Origin of the sequence: Actinomyces sp. ICM39 (assembly GCF_000282935.1) — a bacterium.
Taxonomy (GTDB): domain Bacteria; phylum Actinomycetota; class Actinomycetes; order Actinomycetales; family Actinomycetaceae; genus Pauljensenia; species Pauljensenia odontolytica_B.
Genome location: NZ_ALCB01000043.1, coordinates 1 through 14593, shown reverse-complemented (window position 1 = coordinate 14593; position 14593 = coordinate 1). Strand labels below are relative to the sequence as shown.

The 14593-nt window shown below is 63.7% G+C and carries 18 protein-coding genes and 1 pseudogene; 4 read left to right on the top strand and 15 right to left on the bottom strand.

Features of this window, described 5'->3' with window-relative positions:
* Window positions 1-653, top strand: a pseudogene (locus HMPREF1137_RS10370) (serine/threonine-protein kinase); the annotation flags it as partial.
* Window positions 626-2650, top strand: coding sequence for a Stk1 family PASTA domain-containing Ser/Thr kinase (pknB, locus tag HMPREF1137_RS02570; RefSeq protein ID WP_007588552.1), 2025 nt, complete (start codon window positions 626-628; stop codon window positions 2648-2650). The pseudogene HMPREF1137_RS10370 and the gene pknB, both read left to right, overlap by 28 nt.
* 467 nt (window positions 2651-3117) lie before the next feature.
* Here the strand turns inward: pknB and HMPREF1137_RS02565 are convergent, their stop codons facing one another.
* The 4 genes from HMPREF1137_RS02565 to HMPREF1137_RS02550 form a co-directional block, all read right to left on the bottom strand.
* Window positions 3118-3804, bottom strand: a complete 687-nt coding sequence (locus HMPREF1137_RS02565; RefSeq protein WP_007588558.1) for a glutamine amidotransferase-related protein — start codon at window positions 3802-3804, stop codon at window positions 3118-3120.
* Window positions 3805-3951: 147 nt separating this feature from the next.
* Window positions 3952-4107 (bottom strand): hypothetical protein, encoded by a 156-nt coding sequence (locus HMPREF1137_RS10365; protein WP_007588533.1) that lies wholly within the window; start codon window positions 4105-4107, stop codon window positions 3952-3954.
* Window positions 4108-4117: 10 nt separating this feature from the next.
* A complete protein-coding gene (locus tag HMPREF1137_RS02555) occupies window positions 4118-4879 on the bottom strand; it encodes a class E sortase (RefSeq protein WP_007588560.1) in 762 nt (253 codons plus the stop codon).
* Window positions 4872-5576, bottom strand: coding sequence for a DUF881 domain-containing protein (locus tag HMPREF1137_RS02550; protein ID WP_007588584.1), 705 nt, complete (start codon window positions 5574-5576; stop codon window positions 4872-4874). The genes HMPREF1137_RS02555 and HMPREF1137_RS02550 overlap by 8 nt, the downstream gene beginning before the upstream one ends.
* Window positions 5577-5699: 123 nt before the next feature.
* Here HMPREF1137_RS02550 and HMPREF1137_RS02545 point away from each other — a divergent pair, with 123 nt between their 5' ends.
* The gene (locus tag HMPREF1137_RS02545) at window positions 5700-5963 is read left to right on the top strand and encodes a cell division protein CrgA (protein WP_007588580.1); all 264 of its coding nucleotides are present in this window, start codon (window positions 5700-5702) and stop codon (window positions 5961-5963) included.
* A gap of 117 nt (window positions 5964-6080) precedes the next feature.
* On the opposite strand, the gene HMPREF1137_RS02540 is transcribed toward HMPREF1137_RS02545, so the two are convergent.
* The 3 genes from HMPREF1137_RS02540 to HMPREF1137_RS02530 all read right to left on the bottom strand — a co-directional run bounded on the left by HMPREF1137_RS02540 (window position 6081) and on the right by HMPREF1137_RS02530 (window position 8454).
* Window positions 6081-6842, bottom strand: coding sequence for a Rossmann-like domain-containing protein (locus tag HMPREF1137_RS02540; protein WP_007588582.1), 762 nt, complete (start codon window positions 6840-6842; stop codon window positions 6081-6083).
* 103 nt (window positions 6843-6945) lie between these two features.
* The gene (locus HMPREF1137_RS02535; protein ID WP_034496431.1) at window positions 6946-7824 is read right to left on the bottom strand and encodes a rhomboid family intramembrane serine protease; all 879 of its coding nucleotides are present in this window, start codon (window positions 7822-7824) and stop codon (window positions 6946-6948) included.
* A 108-nt stretch (window positions 7825-7932) separates the two neighbouring features.
* Window positions 7933-8454: a peptidylprolyl isomerase gene (locus tag HMPREF1137_RS02530; RefSeq protein ID WP_007588554.1), complete on the bottom strand. Its 522-nt coding sequence runs from the start codon at window positions 8452-8454 to the stop codon at window positions 7933-7935.
* A gap of 151 nt (window positions 8455-8605) precedes the next feature.
* On the opposite strand from HMPREF1137_RS02530, the gene HMPREF1137_RS02525 reads away from it, so the two are divergent.
* Window positions 8606-9208, top strand: coding sequence for a hypothetical protein (locus HMPREF1137_RS02525; protein ID WP_007588537.1), 603 nt, complete (start codon window positions 8606-8608; stop codon window positions 9206-9208).
* 136 nt (window positions 9209-9344) lie between these two features.
* On the opposite strand, the gene HMPREF1137_RS02520 is transcribed toward HMPREF1137_RS02525, so the two are convergent.
* The 8 genes from HMPREF1137_RS02520 to HMPREF1137_RS02485 form a co-directional block, all read right to left on the bottom strand.
* Entirely contained in the window at window positions 9345-9782 is a 438-nt protein-coding gene (locus tag HMPREF1137_RS02520) for a hypothetical protein (RefSeq protein ID WP_007588562.1), read from the bottom strand.
* 126 nt (window positions 9783-9908) lie between these two features.
* On the bottom strand, window positions 9909-10361 hold the full coding sequence (locus HMPREF1137_RS02515) for a hypothetical protein (protein ID WP_007588576.1): 453 nt from the start codon (window positions 10359-10361) through the stop codon (window positions 9909-9911).
* Between the two features lie 45 nt (window positions 10362-10406).
* Window positions 10407-10952 (bottom strand): hypothetical protein, encoded by a 546-nt coding sequence (locus HMPREF1137_RS10240; RefSeq protein WP_155835395.1) that lies wholly within the window; start codon window positions 10950-10952, stop codon window positions 10407-10409.
* 191 nt (window positions 10953-11143) lie between these two features.
* A complete protein-coding gene (locus tag HMPREF1137_RS02505) occupies window positions 11144-11956 on the bottom strand; it encodes a hypothetical protein (RefSeq protein ID WP_007588557.1) in 813 nt (270 codons plus the stop codon).
* 28 nt (window positions 11957-11984) lie between these two features.
* Entirely contained in the window at window positions 11985-12308 is a 324-nt protein-coding gene (locus HMPREF1137_RS02500; protein ID WP_231284001.1) for a cell division protein FtsW, read from the bottom strand.
* A 165-nt stretch (window positions 12309-12473) separates the two neighbouring features.
* Window positions 12474-13337 carry an HAD-IIB family hydrolase gene (locus HMPREF1137_RS02495; protein ID WP_034496426.1) on the bottom strand — a complete coding sequence of 288 codons (864 nt, stop codon included), beginning with the start codon at window positions 13335-13337 and terminating at the stop codon, window positions 12474-12476.
* 91 nt (window positions 13338-13428) lie between these two features.
* On the bottom strand, window positions 13429-13866 hold the full coding sequence (locus HMPREF1137_RS02490; protein WP_155835394.1) for a hypothetical protein: 438 nt from the start codon (window positions 13864-13866) through the stop codon (window positions 13429-13431).
* A gap of 149 nt (window positions 13867-14015) precedes the next feature.
* Entirely contained in the window at window positions 14016-14363 is a 348-nt protein-coding gene (locus HMPREF1137_RS02485; RefSeq protein ID WP_050980923.1) for a hypothetical protein, read from the bottom strand.
* Between the last annotated feature and the right edge of the window lie 230 nt (window positions 14364-14593).

The window sequence follows — 14593 nt, the reverse complement described above, 5'->3', positions numbered from 1 at the left end:
CCTCGGACGACCGCCGCGCTGCCCTCGCCGAACGCCTGCGCCAGCGCGCAGCACACCGCCAGGCCGAAGACGCAGCCGAGGCTGAGCGCCGCGCACGCGTCGCCCGCGAAGAAGAGCAACGTCAGCGCGAGCTCGAAGAAGCGCGCGCCCGACGCGAAGCCGAACAGGCACAGCGCAAGGCCGCCCAGCGCAGCGCTCCCACCATCCCCCAACCCCGCTCCGAGCAGACTCGCCGGGAAAAATCAGCCACGGCGTCATCGCCGCGCGCCACAACCGGCTCGACGCCCCGCGTCTACGGGACTGTCCCCCAGCCTCGGGCCACCAATCCGTCGTCTCGTCCGCGTCGATCCGTGTACGAGCCTCGACCCAACAAGACCACGCGCGGACCGCGCTGGCACGACCTCGATGCCCGATCGGCTGCCAGGACACGCCCGCCGGCCAAGACCGCATACTCGCGCAGCGTGGTCGCACCACCCATCCCAGCATCCAGGCAGATTATTCGCGCGGCAGTTATCGCAATCATCGTGATTGCGCTGATCGCGCTCACAGCTATTACGATCAAACACATGCTTGGCTCCCTGATACAACCAAGTGCGGGGGCACACATTATCGAGGAGGTTAGGACATGGCAGAGCCCATGGCCCACCGTCTAGCTGGCCGATACGAGGTCCGCTCGCTCATCGGGCGCGGCGGCATGGCCGAAGTCCATCTGGGATTCGACACTCGTCTGTCGCGCGTCGTCGCTATCAAAATGCTGCGGCGCGACCTGGCGCAGGATTCGATTTTCCAGGCGCGCTTCCGCCGCGAAGCACAGTCAGCGGCGTCGCTGAATCACCCGAACATCGTCGCCGTGTACGACACGGGCGAGGAGATCATCGAGGATGCGACCGGCCGTTCGATCGCGGTGCCCTACATCGTCATGGAGTACGTCGAGGGGCACACGGTCAAGGACCTGATCTCCGACGGCACGGCCGTTCCGATTAACGAGGCCATCGAGATCGTGTCGGGCGTCCTGTCCGCCCTCCAGTACTCGCACGCGAACCACCTGGTGCACCGCGACATCAAGCCCGGCAACATCATGCTGACGTCGGACGGCAAGGTCAAGGTCATGGACTTTGGCATCGCGCGCGCCCTGACGGACTCGCAGGCCACGATGACGCAGACAAACGCCGTCGTCGGCACCGCCCAGTACCTCTCCCCGGAGCAGGCTCGCGGCGAGACCGTGGACGCGCGTTCCGACCTGTACTCGACGGGCGTCGTGCTCTTCGAGCTGCTGACGGGCCGCCCGCCCTTCAAGGGCGACTCCGCCGTCGCTGTCGCATACCAGCACGTCGAGCAGATCCCGCCCACTCCCTCGTCGATCCTGTCCGACATCCCGGACTCCCTCGACCGCGTGGTGCTGAAGGCCCTAGCGAAGAACCGCGAGGACCGTTACCCAAGCGCCGCGGCAATGCTCGCGGACCTGCAGCGTGTGGCCCGTGGCCTCGACGTGGGCGCTCCGCCCGCCGACTCGTGGGCCACCGAGGTTCTGCCCGCCGCCGGCTTGGCTGGCGCCCAGACCGCTGCGACCACTCCGATGGCCGCGGTCCCCAGCCATACGCCTGCCGCAGCGATGGCCGCAACCTCCACGTCGCTGCCTGCAGTCGCCACCGCGGACGCGGACGACGAGGCCTCGAAGTCCCGCAAGCGCCGCACGGCGATCATCGTCTTCCTGCTTCTCGCTGCGCTTGGCATCATCGGCGGCTCGGTGTGGGCCCTCACGCGCGGCGCCGCCGAGCCCGAGTCAATCGCTGTTCCCAACGTCGTCGGCCTGACCCAGGCCGAGGCGAAGACCCAGATCGAGCAGGCCGGCTTCACGTGGGAGCTCAACCCCGACAAGGTCGCCTCCGACACCGTCGCTGAGGGCTCCGTGGCCTCCACCGACCCCGCCGCGGGCACGCAGGCCGAGAAGGGCGCGACCGTTCGCGTCACCATCTCCTCCGGTCCCGATTCGGTGACCCTGCCCGACAACCTCGTTGGCATGAGCCCCGACGACGCCCGCAAGGCGATCGAGGCCCTGGGCCTGAAGTGGGAGCTCGATAACAGCAAGGTCGCCTCCGACACCGTCCCCGAAGGCAAGGTCGCTCAGACCAACCCGTCGCCGGGTTCGAAGGTCAAGGCCGGACAGACGATCCGCGCCTACCTGTCCTCCGGCTCCGACCAGGTGGAGGTTCCTGACCTGTCGGGTATGACCCAGGATCAGGCGCGTAGCACCCTGAAGGGCGTCGGCCTGGAGCTGGGCAACGTGACGAGCGTCGACTCCGAGAAGGAGAAGGACCGCATCGTCGAGCAGGATCCCGCGACCGGCACGAAGGTCAAGAAGGGCACCACCGTTGGTGTCTCCGTGTCGAGTGGCAAGGCCGCTCAGGTGGAGATTCCCACCGTCGTTGGGATGGGCCGTGACGACGCCGAGGCACAGCTCAAGGCTCTCGGCCTGAACGTCACCGTCGAAGAAGTTGCGGGCAACCAGCCCGCCGGCCAGGTCCTGTCCATCGAGCCCGGCGAGGGCTCGAAGGTCGACAAGAACTCCAGTGTGAAGCTGAAGGTGTCGAAGGGCGGCCAGTCCGGCAACAACAACGGTAACAACACGGGTTCCGGCAGCCGAGGCTAACTCGCGATCCCCGAGCCGCCACGCGGCGGCAACCATACTAAGAGGCCCGCGCCAGTCAGGAGAAATACTGAGGCGCGGGCCTCGCTGTGTGCGCGGGGGCGCAGGTGCGCAGGTGTATGCGGGTGCGCGGGTGTATGCGGGTGTGCGCGGGGGTGTGCGCGGGCGGCCTCGACAACGCACGGCTACCAGGGACCGGTGCACCCGCCTCTTCACGGTGGAAGCATGTCTTCCACAACGCACGCCTGCCGGATTACCAGCTCTGTTGGCAGATGCTGTGCTGCTAGGCGGTCTAGAAATCAGAGGCGCCAGAAAACAGGTCCCTGACGCGGATAGGTTATGACGATGTGGATAGGTTATAGGCATCCGGATAGGTTAATAAGCTATCCGGATGCTCGTAACCTATCCGGATGCTCGTAACCTATCCGCATGCACACGCCCACAAGCACATCTGCGGGTCCCCGCGAAACCTACAGCTTGAAACGCTCCGCAACGACGGGCTTGAGGGACACGGCCCGCTCACGTGCGTCGGCGTCACCGCAGGCGGCGAGCCAGTTGGCGAACATGAGGTGCCCGGACTGGGTCATGACGGACTCGGGGTGGAACTGGACGCCCTCGAGGGGCAGGGAGCGGTGGCGCACGCCCATGATGATGCCGGACTCAGTGGTCGCGGAGACCTCGAGTTCGTCGGGCATGGTCGCAGGGTCGATCGTCAGCGAATGGTAGCGGGTGACGGTCAGCGGCGAAGGCACGCCCTCGAAGACGCCGCGCCCGTCGTGCGTGATGACGGAGGTCTTGCCGTGCATGAGCTCGGGCGCGTGCCCGACGGTCGCACCAAAAAGCTCGCCGAGGGACTGGTGCCCCAGGCACACGCCCAGCATCGGGATGCCATGCTCGGCGCAGTCGGCGATGGTCTGCAGGGAGGCGCCGGCGCTCTTGGGGTCGCCGGGTCCGGGGGAGATGAGGACGCCGTCATAGCCGACCTCGAACCAGGCGGGATCCACGACGTCGTTACGCACAACGTCCACAACAGCACCCAGGTGGCGCAGGTAGCCCACGATCGTGAAGACGAACGAGTCGTAGTTGTCGACGCAGAGGATTCGTGCCATCGCGGGTCCTTTCATGTACGAGGCCTTGGCCTCTTCTCCGGCATCCATCGTAGGGCGCTCCCCTAGTGGGCGCGCGGGCGCTGTCCGCTCTCCGGGCGCGCGATCGCGTGCGGCGGCACCCAACCGACGTCCGCGGATACGACACGAGGCCGGGTCTCCCCGGCCTCGTGTCATCGACGAGCAGGCGGCTCAGGCTCAGCCGACGGAGGACTGTCCGAGCTCCAGGTAGGACTGGACCCAGGGGTAGACCCAGGTGAACAGGGCGGCGACGGCCGCGCCGATGAGGGCCAGGGATTCAATGACCTTGAACCAGGTGGGGCCAGGCAGGTGGCGGAAGATCCATGCGTACATGTTGGGTCCTTCAGTTCGTGGGTTCGTCGACGAGTTCGGCGGGGACGCCCGTGTCCTTGGGGGTCCAGGATTCGAACTTGAGGTGGACGATGTAGCGCTGCCAGTTGCCGTATTCGGGGTGGCAGGTGGTCATGGTCATCCAGCGTTCGGTGGGGGTTTCGGACCAGGAGACGTCGTCGATGACGGGGGCGACGACGCGCATCTGCGTGGGGTCGGTGGCGTCGATGATCTCGGAGGAGACCATGGAGTAGACGAGGTAGTGGTCGTCGACTTCCACGACGACCTTGTCGCCCTGGGTGAGGCGGTCGATCCAGCGGAAGTTGTTGCCGTAGGTGCGCCGGTGGCCGGCGATGGAGAAGTTGCCGACGCCGCCGGGCTGGGTGGTCATGTCGTAGTGGCCGGCCCATCCCTGGTCGAGAACGTAGGAGGTGGTGCCTTCCGCGAGGGGGATCTTCATCCAGTCCCAGGTGGGCACGTGGACGAGGCCGTAGACCTCGCCATCGCCGACTTCGCGGTCGAAGGCGGGCGGGTCATCGGTGCGGACTTCGCCGAGGGTGCGCTTGGAGGGCTGATGCTCTTCCTCGTACGAGGCGATGGTCTGGGAGACCTGTCCGGCGACCTCGTAGGTCGTCCAGTACAGCTGCCAGACGGAGAAGAGGCCGACGATGAACGCGAAGGTAATGAGCAGTTCGCCGACGACACCGACGATGTTCCAGAAGATGTTGGAGCGTTTTTTTCTTGTCGGCGAGGCAGGGGCGACGTGTTCACCCATTCGTTTCCTCCACGGTTGCATAGTTGGCTGTCAGCGAGGTAGTGGCGGGAGCAAAGCTCAGGGAGTCTTTGGTCTGCATCTCCCACCCGAGGCCGTACTTTGTCACGTAGACCTGATAATTCACCATACGTGGGTTTGCAGTAACCGTCGCGCGCAGGGTGGCAGGATCACCAATTGCTTGGATCACATAGGGCGGCGAGTAGCTGGTTCCGTCCACGAGGATCACGTTGCCGATGCAGCGGATGACGGTGCGCGAGGTGACGCGCACGCCCTGGACGGTCATGGCCTCGGCGCCGCCGCTCCACAGGGCGTTCATGGTGTCCTCGATGTCCTGCTGGTGAATGACGAGGTCGTTGGGCGTTGCGCCTTCGGGGATTTGCCCAGGGGGAGCGTCGGAGAGGGTGATTTGGACACCGGGTCCTGAGACGGGGCGGGTGGAGCGAGCGGTGAACGCATCTTCGTCAGGGGTGCCGGACTGGGGGGTGGCGGCAGCGAAGCTCTGAATCTGAGCGTCGAGCGCGGCGACCTCGTTTTCGACGACTTTGACCTGTTCCTGGCGGTTGCGCACGAGGGTGGACAGGTCGGAGGTTGCCGCGGGATTTTTGCGTTCATTGAGCGCAGAGACGGAGAAGAGGAGGCCGGAGGCGACGGTCACGGCGAGGACGCCTGCGATGTGGCGAAGTCTGCGTCCGTGCATGTTTCCCCCTCTCATGGCGCTGCGCTTTGGCACTTTCCACGTCCGAGACTACGCTAGTGTTGCGACTAATTCATCACCGCCGGGCGGTTTTCTTCCCGCGCGGGCCAGCAGAGAGGACCCGACGTGGCCGAATCCAAGAAGCGTAAGAAGAATGGACACGAGGTCGAGGACGACACCGAGATCCAGAACTGGACTGACGGTATTCCGCTCAGCCCGGCCTGGTGGGCCCCCACTTTCGTGGCCCTGATGATTCTGGGCCTGCTGTGGGTCGTCGTCTACTACATTTCGTCGGGCACCTACCCGGTGCCGAAGCTGGGCGCGTGGAACATCGCGGTGGGCCTGGGCACGATGATGGTGGGCTTCCTGATGACGCTGCGTTGGCGTTGAGCGCGGGTAGTATCGCGACAAACGTGAGTGCGGGGCGTTCCGGCTGCGGCCGGGACGCCCCACTATTTCTCTCGACGAGGCCGTGGCTGACTACCGGGTCACGGCCTCGTCCTCGGGTCAGGGCCGGCTCAGCTCAACCCTCATGCCAGCGTCGTACATGCCAAGGAGGGAGCGTCCGGCCAGCCCGTCTTCGAGGCGCGCGGGGTGCGCGCTGGCGAAGGACATGACGGTTGCGGCCCCGGCGTGAATGATCGCGGGCGAGGCCGGGGCGGAGGGGCCGAGGACGACGGTGTGGGCGTCGGAGGCGAGCTCGAGGAGGCGCGGCATGGTCTTGTTGACGAACGCGGAACCGGAGATGAAGACGTAGTCCATCTCGGGAAGCAGGTATTCGCAGGCGGAGTCGGGGTAGTCACCCTCAAGGACGTTGCGTTCGAGGATGTTGAGCTCGGCAGCGTCGGGCATGGCGGCGGGTGCGAAGGGGAAGTGGCCGATGACGGCGACGCGCTTGCCGGCGACGAGGGACGCGTAGGGGTGGAAGGTGCGTGCCCAGTTGTTTTCCTTGCAGGGGCGGAATCCGTGGGCGAGGGCTCGCACCGGGTGGGAGTGGTAGGCGTTGACGGCGGCCATGCCGATGCCGGCGTCTTCGAAGTTCCAGGACTTGGCGAGGGCGGCAACGTCTCTCAGGGGGCGACCGACGAGGTCGGCGGGATCCTCGGTGGCGCGCGGGCGGGACTGAACGTTCATGCCAAAGGCCATGCCGACGCCGTCTTCGCTGGTGGCGACGCGACGCCACTTGCCGTCGGTGAAGATCTGGGTGACGGTGACGTCGGAGGAAATCTCGTCGATGAGCTGGTCGTACAGGTCCCAGGGGCTGGTCATGGTGTCTCCTGTGGGCGCATGAGGGAGGGTCCGGCACGCTATGCCGGACCCTCCCTATATTAGGTCATCCTTAGATACCATGCGCCTGTCGGCCGTTGACCCGTCACGCGCCATAGACCTCGTACAGGACGCGGAAGGCGAGCGCATTAATCGCAACTATGCCCGCGATCATTCCCAGCGCCGCGAGCGCCTGGCGCCGATTCTGCGCCGCCTCGGTCACGCCCGAACGCGGACGGGCCATGCGCACTAGGACCCACGTTGCGGCCACACCGGCGATCGCGCCACCGATATGCCCCTGCCAGGAGATACCGCTGACCATGAAGCCGTACACGAGGTTCACGCCGAGCAGCGTCAGAATGGCTGTCGTGTCGGAGCCGCCCAAACGCTGGAGGACGAACACCGCCCCGAAGAGTCCAAACACCGCTGCAGACGCGCCCACCGTACTGACGTAGATCTCGGAGGGTTGGATCAGGCACCAGGCGATGATAAAGGCGGAACCGCCCAATGCGCTCACCAGGTAGACGGTGAGGAAGCGCCACCATCCCATGACCGGCTCGATCGCACGCCCCACCCAATACAGGGACAGCATGTTGAACAGGATATGCAGCAGGCCCCCGTGCAGGAACGCGCCCGTGAGGATCGTCCACGGGTGCGCCATTAGCCACGCGGGCACGAGCGCTAGCGCGGACGTGAGGGCGGGAGCCAGCCACGTGAGGACGTACATGAGGACGCAGGTCGTCATCATCGCGTAGGTGACGACCGGCGCCCCGGCCGCCGCCGCGCGCGACGGGGAACGCATCCACTGCTTCTTCGAGGACGTGCAGTCCACGCAGATCGAGCGGACCTCGGTGGGGATCGCGCAATCCACGCACATGGGCCGGTTGCAGCGCTTGCAGTAGTCGACGCTGCGCACGCCCGGGTGACGCGGACAGTCGGGGGCGGCGCGCGGGTCCGAGCGCTGGCCGTAGCTCGGCATGCTCATAGCTTCCCTTTCGGCGGGGGATAGGGGACGAGGCCGGGGTGCACCATCCCGGTCACTGCACTAAGCAGCGGGGGCGGCCCCGGCCTCGTCGATGATGAGGGGAGAGGATCAGTCGACGATCTCGATAGAGTTGATGACCTGCTCCGTCACGGGGCGGTCCTGGAGGCCCGTGGGGGTGTTGACGATGGCGTCGACGACGCGCTTGGACTCCTCGTCGGCGACCTTACCGAAGATGGTGTGGTTGCCGAGCAGCCACGGGGTGGGGGCCACGGTGATGAAGAACTGCGAGCCGTTGGTGCCCTTGCCCATGCGCTTGCCAGCGTTGGCCATGGCGAGCAGGTAGGGCTCGTTGAAGTTGAGCTCGGGGTGAATCTCATCGTTGAACTGGTAGCCGGGGCCGCCGGTGCCGGTGCCGAGGGGGTCGCCGCCCTGGATCATGAAGCCGGGGATCACGCGGTGGAAGATGGTGCCGTCGTAGAGAGGGCGGGAGGTCTTCTGGCCGGTCGTGGGGTCGACCCACTCGCGCTCGCCCTTGGCCAGGGTCACGAAGTTATTGACCGTGTTGGGAGCGTGGTTGGGGAACAGTTCGACGGTGATGTCGCCGACGGAGGTGTGAAGAATAGCTTTCATGAGACTAATGGTCGCACCTTTTCCTGGGTGTTTCCTGTCCGTCACGCAGCTCACGCAAGCCGGTGGGCTGCAGATCACAGCCCGTTGTAGCACAATAGGAGTGAGTGGCGCGTCCGCGCCCCCGTTTATTGTGGACAGAATCGGAGACATCATGGCTACTTCGCCGACTTTCGATGCAGATAAGCTGCGCGCATCCTCTCAGCATCTTCGCGACGCTGCTGCCATTTACGCCGGCAAGGTTGCCGTGCGGGCCGCCGATCTGGCTGGCCAGGGCGTTGACTGGGCCGCGCCTCGTGCCCAGGCCGCGCTGCATTCCGCGATCGAGCACGCGACCCCCGCGATCGAGAACGCCGCCGCTCGTGCGCAGGCTGCCGCCGCGCAGGCCGTTCCGGCGATCGAGAACGCTCGCGAGCAGCTCGTGGATGACTACCTGACTCGCGCTTCTCTCGCCGTCGACCAGGCGGGTGCCGCCCTGTCGGCTCGCGGCTCGCTGTCGGAGCGCGCTCGTCGCGCCTCCGAGGCTTCGGCTGTCGCTCTGGCGACGCCGGTGCGCAAGCGCCGCAAGTGCCGCGTCCTGCGCGCCTTCGGCCTGACGGCCCTCGTTGGCGCCGTGGCCGGTGCGGGCTACATCCTGTGGAAGCGTTCGCAGCCGATCGAGGATCCGTGGGCCGAGGAGTACTGGGCGGATCTGGACACGGATTCCTTCGTGCCGGACACCGAGGCTGAGAAGGCCACCTTCGAGGCGGGCGAGTGATTCACACCTTCTGAGAGGCTTGTGCTTCGGGGCCGCGACGCGCTGCGTTGCGGCCCCAAAACTGTATCCCGCTCAGATGAAATACCCCGCGCCGCCACCGGTTGGTGCTCGACGCGGGGTTTCTCGCCTCTCGGGATCAGCTCCTCGACGAAGAGTTCATCACTGCTGAGACGATAGCGGCGACGATGCCTGCAACGATGAGGATGAGGCCGATCGGCAGAATGTAGAAAATCATCCCGACCGCGAGCCAGTACAAGCCGTCTCCGCCGTCTCCATGGTTGCCCGGGATGAGCTCAATGACGAACCAGGCGAGGAAGGGAGAGACGGCGAGCAGTGCCCCGATTCCAGACAAAATGCCCGCCAGCTTGTACGACACGCGACGCTTCACGGGAGCCATCGGAGCGTAGCCGTAGCCCGCGTTCCCAGCCTGCGCATAGCCCTGCGCAGCGGCTCCATTCCCCGGCTGCATCGTCCCCTGAGGAGGAACACCACCCTGGTACAGGTAGGACGACTGCTGAGGAGACGAAGCAGGATACGCGTTCGGGTCCGGAACACTCGGATTCGGGTTTGTCACTGTCTGTCCTTCCATCAAGGGCGCATGCACAAAGGTTCGACGGTCACAATCCTAAATGACGACGAGCCGCGGGAGACGAGCATGACAACCACCTCAGCCGGGCACAACGACGTATCCAATGCGGGATCACGAACTCCCAAACCGCATTGACAGCCACACCCATGCTGTGAACAGAAGCCACGGGCTCACGTGTACGAGGATTGCATAGAAGCTCCACCAGCGCCCTCTCGGCTCTTTCGTGGTGAACATGCCGATGAGCGCGAGGAGGATTCCCAGCAGACCATTGAGGACGAGAATGATAAGAAAAAATACAATGGCGTACCCAAAGCCGTAAACTTCGAGGTAGCCCTCCTCCGTGGTGTGCTCGCGAATCGACACGCGGAGGCTTCCGAAGGCAATAAAGAGAACGAGAATCCACCCGCCAACGCCCAGGATCAGGGACGTGGCCTGTGTCCCTCCGAGGCCGGTCCACCAGCGTCTTACTTCTTGCCCCTGGATGGCAGGAGCATCAGGCTGGGTCAGAGCGGCTGCCTCGAGCAGATTCTCGCCAGCCATGCTCGTCATTTGTTCCTCACTCATTGTGGGTCACACTCCTTAGACAACGAGATGCGCAGTTTAGAAACCCTAAGCGGATGAAAGCACTACCGAGAGCAGGAGGAACAGAAGCACCGCGGCCATGACAACGACGACCGGGATGGCATTCAGCCGAAGCGCACGTGAGACATATTTGCCTTCTTCGGGAGTCCTGACCTGATCCATCGCGGCGACACCAAGGATGGCTCCAATGAGGTTGATCAAGCCAACGGGGATGGATCCAAGGCCGACGATGAAAATAAAACCGAGCGGTGCCAACGCTCTTTCCAAGGAATCCGTCGACGTCATCGCAAAACGCACCCAGGCGACAAGCCCGATAACGATGACTACTCCGAAGACGACAAGGCCGGCAACACCGCAACCGAATGATGCTTTTCCTGGGGATTTACCCGGATTCTGTCCGTAAGGAGCAGGCTGGGGCACCTGGTTGTAATTGGCGGCAGGAGGCTGGGGCACCTGCCCCGGGTATGAGTTCGGTTCGGGGTAATTCGGATACGGTGTCGTCATCATCATTCCTTCACGTCGTTCGTCTCGTGCCGACACTGGCTCGTCAATCAACGGGTGCTGCTCGCTCATCTGCACCCTCGCATATCGTCGCGCGGCTGCTCGAGTTCCTTGTCCGTATCAGGAGCTGTCATGACTCTCCCTCCGAAAAAGTATTTCAAGAATTGAGATTATCGGAGAGGGCAGTTCTTCGCAAGGAATGAGGAGCCGAGGAAAGTGCGCAACACCTGGGCAACCCCGGCCTCGTTCGTCGAAGAAGCGCCCTACGCGACTGAACCAAGAACCATCAGGGGAAGAAACAGAAGACACAAGCACAGGGTTCCATTCAGGACGATTCCCCACGTAGCGAGTGCCTGCTCATCCTCACTGTCGGCGCGTCGATGCGCCCGTATTCCCATGATCAGGCCCGTCAGCTGGGCGATGCCCACCGGGACGGACACGATGATGAAGGCGATCACAACAAACATGCCGAGCAAGAACGAGTCCTCCGGCGTCGAAGTAATTCCGCCAAGCATCGCGAACAGGCCGACAAGCAACGCTCCACCCATCACCAGCAAGCCTGCGACTCCCACCCCAACGGATCTCGCGCCCGCGCTGCTAAAGAAGCGCTCGAACAGGGAGAAACACGCGAACAGGACCGCACCGCCACACACAGCAAGGAGGACAACGGGGCCAACCGGGTTGTCAGCAAGACCCGCGGCAGGGATGATGCCGGCGCAGCCAAGGAAGAAGGCATTCGCTCCCACTCCAAGCGCGCAGCGCCCGAGCTCCGCGCGATCCTCGGCGTGCCTTCGCCCCACGAACCCGGCGATGACACCCGCCAGATGAATGATCCCCGCCGCGCAGGCTACGGGCAGGACAGAACGGATGAACTCATCGTCGCTCATCACCGCAGAGTCCCCGGGGATGACGGGGTGAGTGCCGGCGTTCATCTCGTCAAAAAACGAGGTCGACAGGACGATGAAACCCCCGATGATCACGGCAAGTCCCGCGAGTGCGCAGGCAAAGGACAACCTGTTCATCATTCTCAACATGCGCTTGTTGGGCACAGGTGCGGGACCGCTGTGATCATTCATGGTTTTCTCCGTCCAACGCTTCAGTGACCTACATGAACAGCATCAGAACGATCATGAAGGCGGTGAAGACGATGTATGGGCTTGCGTTCAGGAGGATTCCCAGCCAGTTGAGCTTCCTCGTCTTCGGTTTCCCCACTGCCCCAACAATCCCGATAACACCGCCGGCGAGGTTCACCGGGCCAATAAACATCAGCGCAAAGAGCGGCAAGAATCCGATCGCTTCCTTGCCACTCGGGTCGGGGTCGGATGCGCTGGCTCGGATAGCAAGCCACATGGCCAGTATCGTCAGGCCAATGAGGGCCCACCCGACAACACCCAAGATGATCGACACTCGATTCACCTTCTGAGTCACAGCCCCTTGGGTCACGGGCACAGAACCCGGAGCGAATCCCTGCGGAACCGCCGCATATCCCTGAGACGTGGGCTGTGCGGGCGCGTATGGTCCCGAAGGCTGTTGCTCAGGCTGCTGAGGGTAAGGCGTACTCATCTCACTACTCCTATGCGTCACGTAAGGCTGTTACCCGAGGAGGGTGCGCAGCACCTGCGCAACCCCGGCCTCGTTGTTTGAGGGGGCGACGAAGCGCGAGGCCTCGACGACGTCCTGCGAGGCGTTGGCCATCGCGAAGGACAGGTCCCCCTCGCTCATCATGGACAGGTCGTTACCGGCGTCGCCGAAGACGGCGGTCTGAGAGCGATCAACACCGAGGAAACGCTGCAGGTCGCGCACGGCGCTGCCTTTGTCGACTCCTCGGATCTGCAGGTCCGCCCAGTTCGCGCCGGAAATCGCGTACTGGTGTGTGTCGGCGAAGTTGGCCAGGGTGGCCTCCGCGAGCGCCTCGACCGGGCCGAGGACGAAGACAGCGAGCTTGACGATCGCGTCGTCGATTTCGCCGGCCTCGATGGCGTCGATGATGGCGCTCTGGTCATCCACGCGCTTGGTGCGGTGGTAGTAGGGCATGACGCCGTCGACGAAGCGGTCGTCGGTGCGCTCGACATAGGCGAATTGCTTGCCGCACATGACCAGGCCCCCGTCGATCCCGTCCGGCCCCGAGGTGGTCTCACGGACGAGGCGGATGACCTCGCGCACCGTGGGGGTGTCCACCGGATGGGAGGAGACCTCGACGCCGTCGCGCATGACGATGCCGCCGTTCTCGCCAATGACGGTCATGCCGGGGCGCCCGGGGAACATGTCGATGAGGGTCCACACCTGCCGGCCGGACGCGGGCGCGAAGGTGACACCGCGCGCGTCCATCTGGTCGAGCAGCTCGTCCATGCCGGGCGGGAAGTTCTTGTCATCGTCCAGGAGGGTGCCATCCATGTCGACGGCGGCCAGGCGCAGGTCGGCGCCCGCGTAAAGCGCGGGGTCAGTGGGGGTCATCATGGGTCCATTGTGCCCGACGGGAGGCACGGGTGCTTGCGACCTACGACGAGGCCAGGGCAACCTCACGTGACCTCGTGAGGTACGCGCATGGTCACTCTGAGCGCTCCTGATCCCTGTCTTTACCCTTTTCGAAGAGGCGAACGAGGAGGGCGCACAGGAACGCAAGCAGGCCGAAAGGGGCGACGAAGAGCAGCGCGGAGAGGAAGGCCAAGTTTATGGCGACTGCGGGCGGGTTACCGTCCGGATCAAAAAAGCTGGCAAGCCAGGCCAACGGCGGCAGGTACAACATACTTCCGGTGAGGACGAAACCCAGGATGACGCAGACGCGCACCACGCTCGAACCCCGGCGCTGTTTCTCGCGGACCAACTCGCCCGCGTTGTCCGCAGATCCATCGGCTAGATTAGCTCGCGTCACCTCATCGGCGGCCTTTCTTTCACGACTTTTTGCTGCCGTCACGTCGACAGCCAGCGCTAGGAAGGCAACAAATAGGACGGGGGCAGCAAGCAGAAGAAATCCGACGAGGAACACGACACCTCCAGATGATGGAACCGAGGCCGTCACGACCCCCGTTCCATTCGGGGGACGTCGAGATCCTCTCAGAACCACCACCATAGCGCAGCGGCAACGGGGGCCAGCACGGCGGCCACGAAGGCCCCGACGCGCGGGAACAACAACCGTTAGCGTCCCCGCTTTCTCTCCTCTTCCCGCTGGGAGAGCTTCGCAAAGAAGGCGTACAGGAACGCAAGGAGACTGAACGGAGCGACGAAGAACATGGCAAAGAGGCCGATCCAGCTTCCCATGCCATCCCGCTCACCGCTAACGGCATCTATCAGTTCGGCTATCAGCGGCAGGTAGACCACACTTCCGAGGAGAACGAATCCCAGAATGATGCTGAAGCGCGCAACGTTCCCGTCGCGGGCCCTCGTTATCCTCTTATCGATGGCCAGAGCCGCCGATTGAATCAACAGAATGATACCGACTACTGGAAGGATGTAGAGCGGGAGGAGCAAGCCCTCCCAGGGCATCTAAATCAACAGGAATAAGCCTTGGTTTACAAGGCTTTTTTGCTTGTCTATAACCGATTTGCCCCATCATTTGCCCTACATTTTTTATGAGCAATCTTTCCAGACATCTCTAATTTGATTAAATTCCTTAAAAATTTTCTCCTCTAAAGTGTGTCCATATACTTCTACTAACATTGAAATATCTCTATGCCCTAGAATTTTTGCAATAACTCCAAGGTCAAATCCTTTGT

Bases quoted from the DNA above. Each gene is read 5' to 3' on its own strand.
- pknB (WP_007588552.1), top strand. From the start codon at position 626: ATGGCAGAGCCCATGGCCCACCGTCTAGCTGGCCGATACGAGGTCCGC.
- HMPREF1137_RS02540 (WP_007588582.1), bottom strand. From the start codon at position 6,842: ATGACCAGCCCCTGGGACCTGTACGACCAGCTCATCGACGAGATTTCC.
- HMPREF1137_RS02485 (WP_050980923.1), bottom strand. From the start codon at position 14,363: ATGCCCTGGGAGGGCTTGCTCCTCCCGCTCTACATCCTTCCAGTAGTC.
- HMPREF1137_RS02525 (WP_007588537.1), top strand. From the start codon at position 8,606: ATGGCTACTTCGCCGACTTTCGATGCAGATAAGCTGCGCGCATCCTCT.
- HMPREF1137_RS02565 (WP_007588558.1), bottom strand. From the start codon at position 3,804: ATGGATGCCGGAGAAGAGGCCAAGGCCTCGTACATGAAAGGACCCGCG.
- HMPREF1137_RS02515 (WP_007588576.1), bottom strand. From the start codon at position 10,361: ATGAGTGAGGAACAAATGACGAGCATGGCTGGCGAGAATCTGCTCGAG.
- HMPREF1137_RS02555 (WP_007588560.1), bottom strand. From the start codon at position 4,879: ATGGGTGAACACGTCGCCCCTGCCTCGCCGACAAGAAAAAAACGCTCC.
- HMPREF1137_RS02550 (WP_007588584.1), bottom strand. From the start codon at position 5,576: ATGCACGGACGCAGACTTCGCCACATCGCAGGCGTCCTCGCCGTGACC.
- HMPREF1137_RS10240 (WP_155835395.1), bottom strand. From the start codon at position 10,952: ATGAGCGAGCAGCACCCGTTGATTGACGAGCCAGTGTCGGCACGAGAC.
- HMPREF1137_RS02505 (WP_007588557.1), bottom strand. From the start codon at position 11,956: ATGAATGATCACAGCGGTCCCGCACCTGTGCCCAACAAGCGCATGTTG.
- HMPREF1137_RS02495 (WP_034496426.1), bottom strand. From the start codon at position 13,337: ATGATGACCCCCACTGACCCCGCGCTTTACGCGGGCGCCGACCTGCGC.
- HMPREF1137_RS10365 (WP_007588533.1), bottom strand. From the start codon at position 4,107: ATGTACGCATGGATCTTCCGCCACCTGCCTGGCCCCACCTGGTTCAAG.
- HMPREF1137_RS02535 (WP_034496431.1), bottom strand. From the start codon at position 7,824: ATGAGCATGCCGAGCTACGGCCAGCGCTCGGACCCGCGCGCCGCCCCC.
- HMPREF1137_RS02530 (WP_007588554.1), bottom strand. From the start codon at position 8,454: ATGAAAGCTATTCTTCACACCTCCGTCGGCGACATCACCGTCGAACTG.